Origin of the sequence: Leptospira ilyithenensis (assembly GCF_004771005.1) — a bacterium.
Taxonomy (GTDB): Bacteria; Spirochaetota; Leptospiria; order Leptospirales; family Leptospiraceae; genus Leptospira_A; species Leptospira_A ilyithenensis.
The window spans coordinates 351,146-365,311 of record NZ_RQHV01000042.1 but is presented as its reverse complement, the minus strand read 5'-3'; the positions used below and the strand labels follow the sequence as shown (position 1 = coordinate 365,311).

The window sequence follows — 14,166 nt, the reverse complement described above, 5'->3', positions numbered from 1 at the left end:
TATAGAAGTCCCCCATTATGACTGAAAATATTTTCTCCACTGAACACGTATTAACCAACTACTATACCTTCGGAAGTCTCATAGTCACCGTCCTGACAGGCATTTTAGCGACCTTCTTTCTCACCTTAAGAGACAAAACTCCCGCCACAAAACAGTTAGGCCTTGCCTGCGTTTACCTCTCTTTATTTCAGTTGGGTTACTTTGTCGCTGCATTTTACTACCATCCTATTGCAGCTTACCATCGCTGGTTGACGGGGGGACTGATTCTTTTCGGTATCGTACACTTCGGGCAGTTTTTCTTTCGGTTTCCGAATGATGCGGATAAGAAAATGGCGGATATGTTTCTGTACATTATGTACGCTGTGGCAAGTATCGTAGTTCTTTGGTTTTTCTATCAAACATTCATCAGCGAAAAGAAATACCACTTCACCGCACATCATTGGGACTTTAACGCGGAAGGCGCAAGTAAAATCCTAGGGATATTCATTGTAGGATTTTCCTTTATTACTTTCGTTTTTCTTCCGGGGTATCGCCTTTATAAAATGGAAAAAGGCAAAAGAAAAGCGCTTTTGGCAATGGTACTTGCGGGATTGATTGCCGCGATCGTTCCTAACGTAACGAATGTTATGAGCCGTGACGGAGCTATGGAAAGATCAACTTATCTGACAGCTCTCGTGTTACTTTTCACTTTGGCATTCTTTTCCATTACAATTGTGTTCATCAATACGAGCAATGAACGTACCACTTTCATGGTTAAAATCGTGGGGATCTCTTTTGTTACCATGCTTCTGGTCATGCAGACTTTCAGTTACTTGGTAGACCAGGAAAAAGAAGCTGCTTACGATAACGCAACAATTCAAAAAACATTGCGCGCTCTGGAAGGAGGGGAACAAGCAAAAGACATTGTATTTATTTTGGAATACGACGTCGCCTCCCAGAGCCTCAGAAAAAAACATTACCCGGAATCAATGAGTTTGGATTTACCTTTGGTCCAAGCCGACTTGTACAATACTTATCTTTATAAAGAAATTGCAAGTTTGGATTCTACAGGTTATCGCAAAGCTTTGATTGGGATTTTAAACAAAGCTCCTTCTTATTTTGAAGGTTATAAAAATTCAATCCTCGCCCACTTGGAAGAAAATGTTTCTTTGGACAACCAAGAGTTGAAAGAATCTGTCAATTTACTGGTCGAAAAGCTCAACAAAAGAACTTTTATCAATACCAATAAACTAACAGATATTAATGCTTCTAATTTCTGTGAAGAAGGAACTTCTTATATTCAAAAAGTAAAGAATGTGGATACGTTCCGTGACTCTATTTTAAAACATATAGACAATTGCCAATGGGACGGAAAAGAAATTTCAGGAAAAGATCTGAAACTTGAATTTTTGAAATACTTCCGTTATTTCAAACCTGACTTAACACGCCATTACCGCCAGGACTTGGACGGACTCTCTCATTATGTGGCCTATATCGCCTATGATGCGAAGAAAAAAATCAATTATGAAGTAGGATATTACTACAAAGATTACCGTGCTTACATGCACAAGTCCGCAAGATTGGAGTTAGTCATTCTTGCAATTGTTCTTGTTGTATTGCTCGTTATTTTCCCTCTTTTCTTCCGTGCAACACTTGTTAACCCATTATACAGTTTGCTTTCCGGTGTGGAAAAAGTAAACCAGGGAAATCTAGAAGTAGAAATCCCCATTCAGGTAAATGATGAGATCGGATACCTCGCAGAATCCTTCAACGGAATGGTGACATCTATCCGTGATGCAAGAAGAGAACTCCAGGATTATGCGGAAAACCTGGAAGCAAAAGTAAAAGAAAGAACCAAAGAACTCCAGGAAAAAATGGATGAGATCCATAAATTGAAAGTTCAGCAGGACGGGGACTATTTCCTTACTTCCCTTTTGGCAAAACCGCTTTTCTTCAACGCAAACAAATCTACCAATATCAAATCCGATTTCTTTGTTCACCAAAAGAAAACCTTCGAATTTAGGAACAAAACGGGAGACTTGGGGGGAGATATTTGTATCACAGGTAATCTAAAGCTGGGAAAACCGGATGACTTCAGACGTTTTACAATGGTGATGAACGGTGATGCCATGGGCAAGTCGATGCAGGGTGCCGGCGGATCGCTTGTTATGGGAGTCGTTATGAACTCTATCATCGCAAGGTCAGCGGGAAACAAACGTATCTTAAACAGAACTCCCGAAGAATGGCTAACTGATGTTTATGAAGAGGTGAATTCCGTATTCAAATCCTTCAGCGGAACAATGGTAATCTCTGCAACTGTAATGCTCATTGACGATGAAACCGGAAAAATCTGGTATTTCAATGCGGAACATCCTTTCAGCATTCTTTACAGAGACGGAAAAGCCAGCTTTATCGAAACCGAATTAAAATTAAGAAAACTAGGTTTGGATTCTGAGTATCCTTTCGAAGTTCAAACCTTCCAATTGTTAGCCGGTGACAACCTGATCATCGGTTCGGACGGACGTGACGATATCGATCTTACTCCTGACGAAGACGTTCGTACGATCAATGAAGATGAATTCCAAGTTTTAAAATACATAGAACAAGCAAACGGAGATATTTACAAAGTAGAAGCCCTTATCAAAGAATCAGGGGAAATTACAGATGATATTTCCATGATGAGTATCATATTCAAAGATGATAAAGCGGGAATCGCCAGACAAAACGATGACAACTCCATTATGGATGCTCCGGTTGACGAATACTTTGAACCACAATCGGAAGATTGGGACAAGACGCTTACCACTTCAGGTGCATTTGAAGAAGGCAAAAATTTCTACCAAAATGGAGAGATTGAACGTGCTATCAGTGTAATGAAAAAAGCCTTTCTTTCGGATTCCTCCAATCAAAAGCTGAACAAGTTTTTGGGACTCGTTAGTTACAAAGGCAAAGACTACGATGTCGCGGCGAAAGTACTGACAGAGTTCCTAAGAGAAAATGAAACTGTTTCCGAATATTGGTACTATCTTGCAATGTCTGAAAAAAAATTAGGAAATTATGAAGGAGCTTTGAAAGCAGCACAAGAAGCTTTGAAATTGGATCCTGAAAATTTTCAAAATCTGATCAATCTTGCGGATGTGAGTCGGTTGATGGGGAATGTAGATCGTGCACTAACATATGTGACACGTGCGCAAGGGATTGATCCTGACAACAAGAACGTTGTTAAACTGACAAAACTTTTGGACAAAGCAACTAGCTTAAACTAAACCCTCACTCTTAAATCCTCGGGAACTTTCCCGGGGATTTTCAAAACCCAATCCCGTCTCCACTACTTCTCTTCATTTTTTATTACGATTCGGTTTATATATTAATCATAATAAAAACAAAGCTTGCCATCTTTTTGGCTTTTTTATAAAATATGGGAATTAATTCTCTATAAGAATAAGGATGATTATGAATTACAGACATGCCCTATGTATTGGTTTAGTATCCATCGGAATCACCGCTTCTATTTCTGCACAAGAAGCTGATGCTGCTCTTGGCAAATATATTCCACCGGAAAAAGACGCGGTAATCGAAATTTTCAAATGTGGTGACAAGTACTGCGGAAAGACAATTTGTATCAAAGACAATGCTTATCCCGAAAAAGACAAAGACAAAGGTGTTCCCGGCACTCCTTATCTGGATCACAACAATGAAGATCCGAAACTTCGCACCCGCCCTAACTTAGGAATGCAATTTATTTCCGGATTCAATTATGAAGGAGAAGGTCTATATAAGAACGGAAAAATTTACAACCCACGTGACGGTAAAACCTACTGCGGTAAATTCACCGTGTTGGAAGGCGGCCAAAAACTGGATCTCAAAGGTACACTTTGTTCCCTTACATTTATCGGAAAAACAAATACTTGGACCAGACTTTCCGGTGTGAATTTGGACGACCCTAGATGGGATTGCGTAGACAAAAAGAAAAAATAACTTAATATATATTAGGGGGTTTTCGCCCCCTTTCTTTTTTTACTTCTTCTCAAAATCCTTATACAATAAAGAAGGCTGAATCCCCTGGTTGCCTTGGTATTTTCCCGATTTATATTCTTCAATCTCACCTGCAACAGTATGATAAAAAATCTGGCAAATCTGAACTCCGGAATACACCCGCAAAGGATGGATCACTTGGATTTCCAAAGTCCAAAAACCTTTGAATCCCACGTCGCCGAACCCAGCGGTGATATGAACAAACATCCCCAACCTTCCGATGGAAGATCTTCCTTCCAACATGGGAACCAAGTTATGAGTTTCCGTATATTCAATCGTTCTACCTAAGTACAACTTCCCCGGTTCCAAAAGTAATCCTTCTTCGGGAATGGTCAGTTTTTCCACAGGGTTAGGTTTTTTCATGTCCAAAGGAAATGAGGAATAAACCAACAAGTCTTTGTCCAAACAAAGGTTATATGAATTCGGGTTAAGCAAATCGGGATTGTATGGTTCGATTTTTATATCAGTTCCCAGTTTTTTTAATATTTCGCGTCCGGTTAAAATCACAGATCATTCTCCAATAAATTTCGGTTTTCTTTTTTCTTTAAATGCAAGTAAAGCTTCCACTCTATCCTTGGTGGGTAAAGTTTCCGCATAACAGAGTCTTTCCCAATCCAAAGCGGATTTGCCTTCATAAACAAGCGCACCGTTTACTGCTTTTTTGGCGGCTCTCACTGCAATAGGCGCGGATTCTGCAATATCCAATGCAATGTCAAAACAGGATTTGTCCAATTCGGAATCCGGAAAAATTTCCTGATACAAACCCTTTCTCAATCCTTCGGAAGCACTGATTCTTTTTGCCCGAGTGATCCATTCCAAGGCGGTAGACTTACCCAAAAGTTTGGTCAATCTTTGGGTTCCGCCGGCACCAGGAATGATTCCCAGTTTGGTTTCTGTAAGACCGACAACGGCGGATTCTCCCGCATAACGAATGTCGCAGGAAAGGGCAAGTTCCAGACCTCCTCCAAATGCAAACCCATTGATACATGCGATCGTAGGCTGAGGCAGATTTTCCAATTCTAAAAAACAATCCCTAATATCGTTTAGAAATTGTTTCACTGCCGTAGGAGACATAGTAATTCTTTCTTTTAAATCAGCGCCTGCTGAAAAGGAATCACCCGAACCTTTGACCAGCACAACCCTTGCGGAACTGTTCCTGATCTCTTTCATCTGGCTCCAAATGGAATCCAGTAGAGCCACAGAAAGTGCATTCTTAGACTCAGGGCGATTTAATTGTAAAATGGCAATCCCGTCGGGTGTAATCGTAAGTGTAGAAAAGCTCATGGAATTTTTATCCTAGGAAAAAATAGAAATGAAATCATGCAATGAATTCCGATAATGGAAGGGGTTATGGGAATGAAGAAACTTTACTTTTCCGTTTTTCAGGTAATTGCTTTTGCTTCGCTTTTCCAGTGCCAGGCAAAATCCAGCGTGGACCCCTTGTTGGCCGCTCTTGCGAGTCCTCCGTCCATTTTTACCGTTACCCCGCAAATCGGAACTCCCACCCAAAACAATCTCAATGCAGTCTACCCTGCCACGGAAGTGGTGATCAAAGGGGAAAATTTCGGCCTGGATGCCGTGGTTAGATTCAATGAAACCCAAGCAACTATCTCGGCCAATTTAGGAACAGAACTTTATGTGAGCGTTCCCGATGGCACCTACTCAGGAGTTGTCACTGTTTCCAAATCAGGCGGCTCCTGCTTGCCCGGTTTAAAAACAGGAACCAATTGCATTGGAACCGATTTTTTTATAGATTGTTATGCGGTGACGAACAAACAGTATGGCGACGAAATCGAAATCAAACAAGGCCAGAGCCAAAATATCAGTTTTGACGGAATCCAAACAAAAGCATTTCGTTCCAATGTGATTACCGGAGGCGCTTCCATTACCATTGGTTGCGACAGTATCGTCACTTTAAGGGTATTTAGTAGAAGTTGCCAAGCAACGGATTATGTACTTCAAAAAGATCCGACAGTTGCCATTCCTGCAAATATCTCCACTCAGTTTTATTTAACTGCGGGTTCTGCAACCTGTGGAATCTCCATCTAAAAAGATTTATTTTTTACAAACCGTTTGAATACAATGATGTTTGCCGCACCCATCCATTGATTCATATATTCCCTGAATAGTTGAACCCTTGGCTTGGAGGCTTTGATCTCTGACGGCAGATCTTCGTAACATTGGATGGTATGTGCGGAAACTTCTTTGTAACAATTTTCAACGACTTCGCTTAACCTTTTCAATATGGCAAGATTGTTCTTTTCTTCTCCCACATTCGGCAGTACAACCCGGTTCCAATAATCGATTACGTTTTTTTTAACTACTTCTGTAGGGATAACCCTGGAAACTTTTTTACCATCTAACGATCGAAGATGCAAAAACCCGGTATTTACTTCCGTTAAAAATTTCTTTGCAATCATATAAAAATGGGAAGGTCCGATATGAAATAAAAATACCCATTTCAATTGGCTGGGAATATTGATATTCATCATGATTATGTTTTCACAAAAATCGAAAAAACGATCTAAAAAATTAAGATAATCTTTTTCCAACTCTTCCGCCGATTTGGATTTTCTTTCCAGGCTCGTTAGGGAGCGAATCAATTCGGAACGTAAAATTTGTTCATCCGCTCCCATATGCAAGTCCATACTAATCGTTTGTTTGAAATAATCTTTTTCTTCCTTGTACTTATCCGTTTCAAAACGAAAAAAGTAATGCTGGTCCGAATTCCAGGAATACTTTCCATATGCTTGTATGTAATTGACTATGGATTCTTTTCTCGGAGTCGTTTTTTTCGATTCCGGAATTTCTTGGGATTTGGTTTCAGGTGGAGATTGTTTTTTCTCCAAAGGTTCTTCCGGAAAAGGAGAATGTGTCATCACTTCCTGGAACTCAGTCTGATATAGACTTTCCGAAAAGACAGAAGACAAACGATAAGTTACATTCTCCTTAAACTTCGGTTTGGTGGCCCTGGGCTCCCAGATGGTTTCCGGTTTTTCAATTTGAAGAACATGAGACATACGTTTCAAAAAAATAGATAAAGAAACCAATCGATCCAACGCAGGAATGACTCTGAATCCGAGAAGCGAGTCATTTCTAAATTCGTTTTCATGAAAATTGGCAGACTCAATTGCCTTTTTGATTTCTTCCCAGCTTACCTTGGATTCGATATAAAAATTCCGAAGCATTTCGAATATAATATGAAATTGAACGAATTCATTCCGGGCTTCATCCGCAAGTCCTGCGGGGAAATAACGATTGTATTCCTTTTTCATATAAGGATACAGGTGTTTCTCATCCAAGTTGATGATGATGTCTTTGATCTTTTTTTGGCTTTTGTTCAGCTCTGAGTCCAAGAGCTTTCGAAGAGGGAGCAAGTCCCTTTTATTTCCTTCCGAAATATTCCCGGAAGTCAGGAATTGAAGGAAGGCGCCGGAAAGGCTTTGCAAGCTGGAAAGGAAGTAGATGTATCCTTTTCGAAAATCTTGAATTTGGAGAAGTTCTCTTTCTTCCTCTTGGACGGCTGGCATACCAAGAGGAACGTTATGTTAAATAACGAACAAAATCAACTCAATTAGTTTTCGTAGTAAATCTCGATTAAATTTTGGTTGGGGTCGGCAAAAGTTAAGCTTTCTCCTGAATCGGTACCTTCTGGACCACGAACGATTTTTACGTTCTTTTCTTCCAATTCTGTGATCGCCTCAGTGAAATCATCCACATCCATTACAAAGCTAAGTGCTGCCAGAGTTTGATCCGGGGCGATGGTGGATTTAACCAGTCTAATTTTAAAAGAATCCAAGGAAAGAATGGCCTCAGCGTCTTTTTTGGTCTCGACTTCGAAATCGAAAATTTCCCGGTAGAACTCAATGGAAGCGTCTAGCTGGGTAACTGGAATGTTGACATGGCCGATGCCTTCTACGATGATCATACTATTTCTTAACCTTGATTGACTTTTCTGTCATCATGCTTGAAAAACTGGCTTTGTCGACAAAAAAGCAAGTGGAAAACTCTAACTAACCTTGTTTTAGTTAAAAATTTGAATCCGAGATTATCCCCAATTTGGAATGTATTAAAATATGAAGCTTTTTATTTCTCTCACACTCGTGAGCATTTTCTTCCTTGGTCAATGTAAGCCTGCCGAAGTGCCATATTCAGAGAAAGATATCTCTCTTGTTTCGAAATTATTCGAAGCAAATCAAAAATTGCATGAGGGATTGTTATTAGATTCCCCATCTCTTTCTTTGGTTGAATTCAAATCCGCTTTGGATTCTCTGGCAAGTTCAACTCACCCTCGTTTGCTGGAATGGAAGTCGAAAATAGAAGGAAATTTTCCTAAAAATCCCAAAGATTTGGATGCCTCTTTCGAAAATCTCTCTCAAATTGCACTGGTTCTTACCGATATAAAAAAAGCGATTCCGGCATTGGAAAATTTTAATCAGTTTTATTGTCCAATGGTGGAAAAGTACTGGGTCGCAAAAGGCAAATTAGTTCAAAATCCTTATGCACCTGAAATGAGAGCTTGTGGAGAAATGTTGCCCTAATTGTTCATGGATTCAAATATAAGAAAGTGTTTTTTGGATAGATCCGTTCATGAAGCCTGTCCAAATAACTGCAAACAGATTTACGGCGGAAATACTTTGCTTGGCCGGAGAGAAACAAATTGTCTCGCAAAAGAGAAGTTAGTTTTCTTTTCGGAAAACAAAGTAACATTCAATGTCGGAATTTCCGCCTTTTACCAAGCACATTATAAAATTCTGGAAGAGTTTCTTTCCGAATCACAACAGAATCAAGAGTTAGTCTCTTATTTTCTTTATATCAGCGAGCCCCAAGTTGTAAAAGAAATCATAGAGTCTTTTTCAGCCAAAACGCTTGCAAATCTGTTTAGAACGGATTATTATACTTTCCTTGCCATTCGGGAGAGTATGAATAAGGAAAAACGCGACAAAAATATATTTAAAGTCAAAAGTTATCGTTATTGGACTTATTTGAATTTTCAAAAGATATGCAATGTAATTGTTTATTTGGTTCGTGAATCTAATGAACCTGAACTCGCCTGTCAATTTTTAGTAATCCTTCCTTCCATCATCGTATCCGATATAAGAGATTATACAGGCTTTTCTCCTGAAGAAGAGAAAATTCTTTATCGGGCATTAGGTGATGCTATCTACGAATTGCCGATTCAATCTCCCAAAATCTACGATCATATGCTTGCTTTGTTTGCAGACGATATGGAGATCTCTATCGTTTTATCCACGATGGAAATTCTGATCAGAAGACAGGAACAGATCTTGGATCTTAGTGAAAGACTGATTGACTACATCAGCAAAAATAGAATCGATCTGAACATTCAGTACATTTATTCGGAATTAAACGGATTGGAACTGGGTTCTGCAAATGAAATACTCAACCAATTGCAAGAGAGACAGATGTTATCTGCCTCTCAAAAAGATTTGGTTTTGTCCTTTCTGGAAAAAGGAAATCTGGATATTCTGAAAGCCTTAAAAATCGAAATCATCAGGTAATGATAATCGATTTCAATCTTACCTTTTTACAGCATGTCCGTCGCTCGGAATCGTAATCTTCGAAGCCAGATAAACGCTAAATAACAAACAGAAAACCGCAATCATCCCTACGATTTCAAAATTTACAAGCTCTCCGCCTGTTTCTTCGGTTAAAATATAACCGGCAAGAATGGAAGCAAGAGCCGAAGCAAATTGTTGGATCGCGGAATTGAAGGACATAAAACTCCCTCTGATCTTCGGTTCTACTGAAGAAGTAACAAGAGCAAATGCAGGTACCATACGTCCGGAAACGATAATCATAAATACAGTTGTAATGGTCAATGTAACGGCTAAGGGAGTTTTACCTAAAGTCGTAATGATGGAAACAGGAATCACTGCAAGAATGGCAAGGACGGCGTACGTATTGTACTTTCCGTAACGGTCGGACAGGATTCCTATATAACGGCTTGTAAAAAAAGTAAATAACCCGCCGAAAAAATAAAGATAAGGAAGTTGTTCTTTTGTCATTCCCACGTTGGAAACCAAAAAGGGAGCAAGGAATGGAATGATAGTGAAGCCGCCGAACATAAGCATACTCATGAACGCAAAAGAAAAATAATGCGACTTTCGGGTAAAAACCGCACGAATGGATGCCCATTTGGATTCATCCAAGTTCTTATTGTCCAAATGCACCCGAATGTTCGGCAACACTTTGTAGGCAATCGGCAATAATAGAAAACTAAGAGCTGCAAGTCCTAAAAACGGACTATGCCATCCGAATTTATTGGCAAGAGACAAACCTATGGGAATTCCGATCACTGAAGCAAGTGAAAATGCAGACATCACGATTCCCGTTGCTTTCCCTCTGCGGAAAATAGGAATAATATCTCCGATGATGGATAATACCAAAGTTCCGATGGCACCTCCGAATCCTCCTGCCACAACCCGAGCAATGATCAGAGTATTGAAGGTAGGTGCAAATGCGCAAAGTAACGTACCTAATGCGAATCCGAAGTATACAATCAAAAGTGCGGGTTTGCGATCAAAACGATCTAAGAAGAAAGTCCCTATCAATCCGAAAAAACCTGCACTCAGTGTATAAGAGGCGACAAGTAGTCCGAATTGGGACGCGGTGATTTTGAAGCTTTCCTTAAATACGGGTCCAAGGGGCATCATAATAACAAAGTCCAGTATGTGTAAAAATTGAAGAGCGGCCAAGATAAAGATGATCGCTTTTTCTTTTTGGATAGTATGGAGAGGATGATGGTCAGGATTAAGAAGATCTTTTTCCATAAGATAATGCCATTCTGGACCAGGTAGTCAGAAAGAAACTTCATTTTCGGAATTAATTGCCCGAAACTTGTCTAAATTAAAATATAAACACGGGAACTTAACCCCGGGGAAAGAGAAATGAAAACAGTTTTAATCACTGGAGCGTCCACAGGTTTAGGAAAGGATTTTGCAGAACTTTTTGCAAAAGACGGATATTCTTTGATCCTTGTCGCTCGTAACAAAGGGAAATTGGAGTCCTTAAAAAATGAAATCAAAATCAAATACGGACAGGAATCCCATGTATCCGTAAAGGATCTTTCCCTTCCAGGTTCCGCGAAAGAGCTCTTCGGAGAAATCAAAAAGAAAAACCTAAACATAGATAGTTTGGTAAATAATGCAGGGATCGGGTTAAACGGTGCATTTGCTGAAAATGAACTTGTTAAAGAAACCGAGTTGCTTCAATTGAATGTGGTTACCTTGGTAGAACTCACTCATCTTGTTTTACCTGAGATGATCAAACGAAAGTCAGGCGAAATTCTGAACATTGCATCGACTGCTGCTTTCCAACCCGGACCTTACATGAGCGGATATTATGCGTCCAAGGCATATGTGCTTTCTTTTTCGGAAGGAATCGCGGAAGAAGTAAGCCAATACGGAATCAAGGTGTCAACGCTTTGTCCAGGTCCTACCAGAACGGAATTTTTCAATAGTGCGGATATGAATGAAAGCAAACTTGCCTCCAATCCCATCCTGACAATGGATTCCAAAACTGTTGCCAAACAAGGGTACAAGGCTTTGAAAAAGGGACAGGTGGTAAAGATTGCGGGACTCTTGAACTTTCTTTTGGCACAATCAATTCGTATTTCGCCCAGATTTATGATTCGTAAAATTGCAAAAGGTTTGAATTATATTAAAAAGTAACCGCCATGAAAGTTTCTTTTTCTAAAAAAATCAATGATCTGGGACTGGGAGAAGAAGAGAATCTTTTGTCCCGAATCAAAAAGGAAAAAGAAAAAAACAAAACCCATATCATCGATCTTACAATTTCCAATCCGACTCAGGTAGGATTGGATTTTCCTTCCGACGTTTTTTCCCATAGCTTGGAAAAAGAACCTTTTTCCATCTACGACCCCAATCCCCAAGGTCTTCTAACAGCACGTAATGCGATTGCAAAGGATTATCGAATAAGAGGATCGGAACTCAATCCGAATGATTTGGTTCTGACATCAAGTACATCCGAAGCCTATAGTTTTTTATTCAAACTGCTTTGCAATCCGGGAGATGAAATTTTAGTTCCGGCTCCCGGTTATCCGTTATTTCATTTTTTGGGAGAACTGGAAAACGTAGAAGTAAATGAATACGACCTTCTTTGGGATGAGTCCGAAAAGTCCTGGGAGTATTCCCTTGCTCTTATGCAAAAGAAATTGAAACCTTCCACAAAGGCAGTATTGCTTGTTTCTCCTTCCAACCCCACAGGTTCGATTTTGAAAGAAAGGGATTGGCAAGAATGGTTTTCATGGTCGGAACAGAAAGGAATCCCTTTGATTTTGGATGAAGTCTTTGCCTCCTATATCTTCGAAGAAAATAAAGTGCAGGAATTGAACTATTATCCCAATACTTCCAAAGCACCATTCTTTGTGCTAAATGGAATCTCTAAAATGTTGGCTTTGCCGCAAATGAAACTGAGTTGGATCCATGTACAAGGAGATGCCGATTTCAGGGAAAAATCCCTCAGCGGCTTGGAGATCATCGCAGATACGTTTCTTTCCGTAAATACTCCGATCCAATATACATTGAACGATTTATTTTCCTGGAAGTCAATGATCCAGAATAAAATATTAAGCAGAGTTAGGCGAAACTTGAAATTTGCGAAAAACTGTTTTGAGCCTGAGGAAAATAATACGGCAAACGGGCAGTCTGCTCATTGGACCCACGGGAAAGCTGGCTGGTATGGAATGGTTGAAATTAAAAATTCGAAATTGTCCGACGAAGAGTTCGCCGAACAAACTTTAAGCGAAAGTAATATTTACATGCATCCAGGAAACTGGTTCGGCTTTCCCGAAGATAGAACTGTTTTGGTTGTCAGTCTGATTGTTCCGGAAGACCAATTTCAAATCGGCATAAAGGAACTGGCATCTCTTTGCAAAAATTCCAAAATCTGATGTTTTTGCGCCCTGGCATCTGCTTTGCCCAATTCGAAAGTATCTCTTAAGCCAGCTGGATTCGTATAATCGAAGGAAGTGATTGTCAAAGGTCGGGAAGGCCGCATCAAATAAGTTTTTTTTAAAATCTCAGTATCTTTGTCTACTATGGTTGAAGACTCGTAGTGAATGCCTATGATCTTTGCTCCCGAAGAAAATTTTTCAATCACTAGATTGTTGGTGAGCCCTCCATCCAAATAGTATTCTCCGTTTACTGACTGAAAGTCCACAATCGGAGGTATAGAAGAAGAGTTTAGAATAAATTGTTCAATGACTTCCGGATTATGAAAATCTTTTTCCGTAAAATATACATCTTGCATTTTCCATTTTTTTACAATTTCCGAAATCCTATTTGCAGACTTGCCTTCACTGCGATCCCTATCATCCAGTAAAAACGCTCTTCCCGTTTCACTGATAAGCCTTGCTAGGCGAAATTTATTTTTAAGGGAATTTTCCTGAGGGTAAGCTCGAACCGTATGAATGAACACCTTTGCACCGGAAGCAAGAATACGATCAAATCGCAGCCCAAAACGAATGCCTCTTCGATACATTTCTTCATGAGGAAAAGTCGGTTCTCCTCTCAATAGATTGGAAAAATGAAAATTACTGGAATTGCGGCGCGTGATTTCTTCAAAATACTCAACTGTTTCATCTTCGGATTCGGAGAGAATACAAAGTGCCATTGCGGCTCCTGCCGAAACTCCGGATACTTCATTGAACCGAACTCCCCACTCTCGCAAAACTCTTCCTACTCCTAAACCGTAAAGAGCCTTGCAACCTCCACCCGCGATGGCCAAAGAAACCTCATATAAAGGAATAAAGCGATTGATGGTCTGTAGTAGCTGGTCCTTCACCTCAGTGAAGTTAGGCAAATCTAATCCTCTTCCCAACGAAGGCATAATGTATTGTTTTCTCCTAAATACCTATCAAAATATAAACTACTGCGACAAGCTTCCTCGGTAGCGAGAAAAAAATCGTAACCTCCCGCCGGATATTTTATTTTGCAACAGCCCTTCTTTTCTTTCCTCTCGGGAGGTTGGATGACGGAACGATCCTGTCCTTTTAAGTCCCCGGCTGTCGGAGGCAATTCTGACTGCGAAAATAAGGAAGCGGAAATCAGAAGGATAAATCCTAATGAGAAAAAAACTTTTGAAAACATATGTGGAAATCCTGACTCT

Annotated in this window: 14 protein-coding genes; 7 read left to right on the top strand and 7 right to left on the bottom strand. The window is 39.9% G+C overall.

All coding sequences use genetic code 11. The annotated features are described in order from the left end of the window. Positions 1-17 precede the first annotated feature (17 nt). Entirely contained in the window at positions 18-3,245 is a 3,228-nt protein-coding gene (locus EHS11_RS08460) for a SpoIIE family protein phosphatase (RefSeq protein WP_135763928.1), read from the top strand. A gap of 187 nt (positions 3,246-3,432) precedes the next feature. Beyond that, positions 3,433-3,957: a DUF2147 domain-containing protein gene (locus EHS11_RS08455; protein ID WP_135763927.1), complete on the top strand. Its 525-nt coding sequence runs from the start codon at positions 3,433-3,435 to the stop codon at positions 3,955-3,957. A gap of 39 nt (positions 3,958-3,996) precedes the next feature. On the opposite strand, the gene dcd is transcribed toward EHS11_RS08455, so the two are convergent. Together dcd and EHS11_RS08445 are read right to left on the bottom strand one after the other, a co-directional pair. After that, positions 3,997-4,521, bottom strand: a complete 525-nt coding sequence (gene dcd, locus EHS11_RS08450) for a dCTP deaminase (protein WP_135763926.1) — start codon at positions 4,519-4,521, stop codon at positions 3,997-3,999. Between the two features lie 3 nt (positions 4,522-4,524). Then, the gene (locus EHS11_RS08445; RefSeq protein ID WP_135763925.1) at positions 4,525-5,298 is read right to left on the bottom strand and encodes an enoyl-CoA hydratase-related protein; all 774 of its coding nucleotides are present in this window, start codon (positions 5,296-5,298) and stop codon (positions 4,525-4,527) included. A gap of 72 nt (positions 5,299-5,370) precedes the next feature. Between EHS11_RS08445 and EHS11_RS08440 the strand changes: the two genes are divergently transcribed. Further along, entirely contained in the window at positions 5,371-6,063 is a 693-nt protein-coding gene (locus tag EHS11_RS08440; RefSeq protein WP_167884385.1) for an LIC10067 family putative lipoprotein, read from the top strand. Here EHS11_RS08440 and EHS11_RS08435 read toward each other — a convergent pair. Together EHS11_RS08435 and EHS11_RS08430 are read right to left on the bottom strand one after the other, a co-directional pair. After that, a complete protein-coding gene (locus EHS11_RS08435; RefSeq protein WP_135763924.1) occupies positions 6,060-7,544 on the bottom strand; it encodes a hypothetical protein in 1,485 nt (494 codons plus the stop codon). The two genes, EHS11_RS08440 and EHS11_RS08435, sit on opposite strands and share 4 nt — an antisense overlap. Before the next feature lie 44 nt (positions 7,545-7,588). Then, complete coding sequence (locus tag EHS11_RS08430; protein ID WP_135763923.1) at positions 7,589-7,942, bottom strand: VOC family protein; 354 nt, start codon at positions 7,940-7,942, stop codon at positions 7,589-7,591. 148 nt (positions 7,943-8,090) lie between these two features. On the opposite strand from EHS11_RS08430, the gene EHS11_RS08425 reads away from it, so the two are divergent. Continuing rightward, positions 8,091-8,555, top strand: a complete 465-nt coding sequence (locus tag EHS11_RS08425) for a hypothetical protein (RefSeq protein ID WP_135763922.1) — start codon at positions 8,091-8,093, stop codon at positions 8,553-8,555. 6 nt (positions 8,556-8,561) lie between these two features. Beyond that, on the top strand, positions 8,562-9,536 hold the full coding sequence (locus EHS11_RS08420; protein ID WP_246047698.1) for a hypothetical protein: 975 nt from the start codon (positions 8,562-8,564) through the stop codon (positions 9,534-9,536). 18 nt (positions 9,537-9,554) lie between these two features. On the opposite strand, the gene EHS11_RS08415 is transcribed toward EHS11_RS08420, so the two are convergent. Then, positions 9,555-10,808 (bottom strand): MFS transporter, encoded by a 1,254-nt coding sequence (locus tag EHS11_RS08415; protein WP_135763921.1) that lies wholly within the window; start codon positions 10,806-10,808, stop codon positions 9,555-9,557. Positions 10,809-10,925: 117 nt separating this feature from the next. Between EHS11_RS08415 and EHS11_RS08410 the strand changes: the two genes are divergently transcribed. Continuing rightward, on the top strand, positions 10,926-11,708 hold the full coding sequence (locus tag EHS11_RS08410) for an SDR family NAD(P)-dependent oxidoreductase (protein WP_135763920.1): 783 nt from the start codon (positions 10,926-10,928) through the stop codon (positions 11,706-11,708). 5 nt (positions 11,709-11,713) lie between these two features. Further along, positions 11,714-12,949: a pyridoxal phosphate-dependent aminotransferase gene (locus EHS11_RS08405; protein WP_135763919.1), complete on the top strand. Its 1,236-nt coding sequence runs from the start codon at positions 11,714-11,716 to the stop codon at positions 12,947-12,949. Here the strand turns inward: EHS11_RS08405 and EHS11_RS08400 are convergent. Further along, positions 12,898-13,887, bottom strand: coding sequence for a patatin-like phospholipase family protein (locus EHS11_RS08400; protein ID WP_135763918.1), 990 nt, complete (start codon positions 13,885-13,887; stop codon positions 12,898-12,900). The genes EHS11_RS08405 and EHS11_RS08400 overlap by 52 nt on opposite strands. Next, the gene (locus EHS11_RS08395) at positions 13,863-14,147 is read right to left on the bottom strand and encodes an LIC_11321 family protein (RefSeq protein ID WP_135763917.1); all 285 of its coding nucleotides are present in this window, start codon (positions 14,145-14,147) and stop codon (positions 13,863-13,865) included. Before EHS11_RS08395 ends, EHS11_RS08400 begins: the two co-directional genes overlap by 25 nt. Positions 14,148-14,166: the final 19 nt, after the last annotated feature.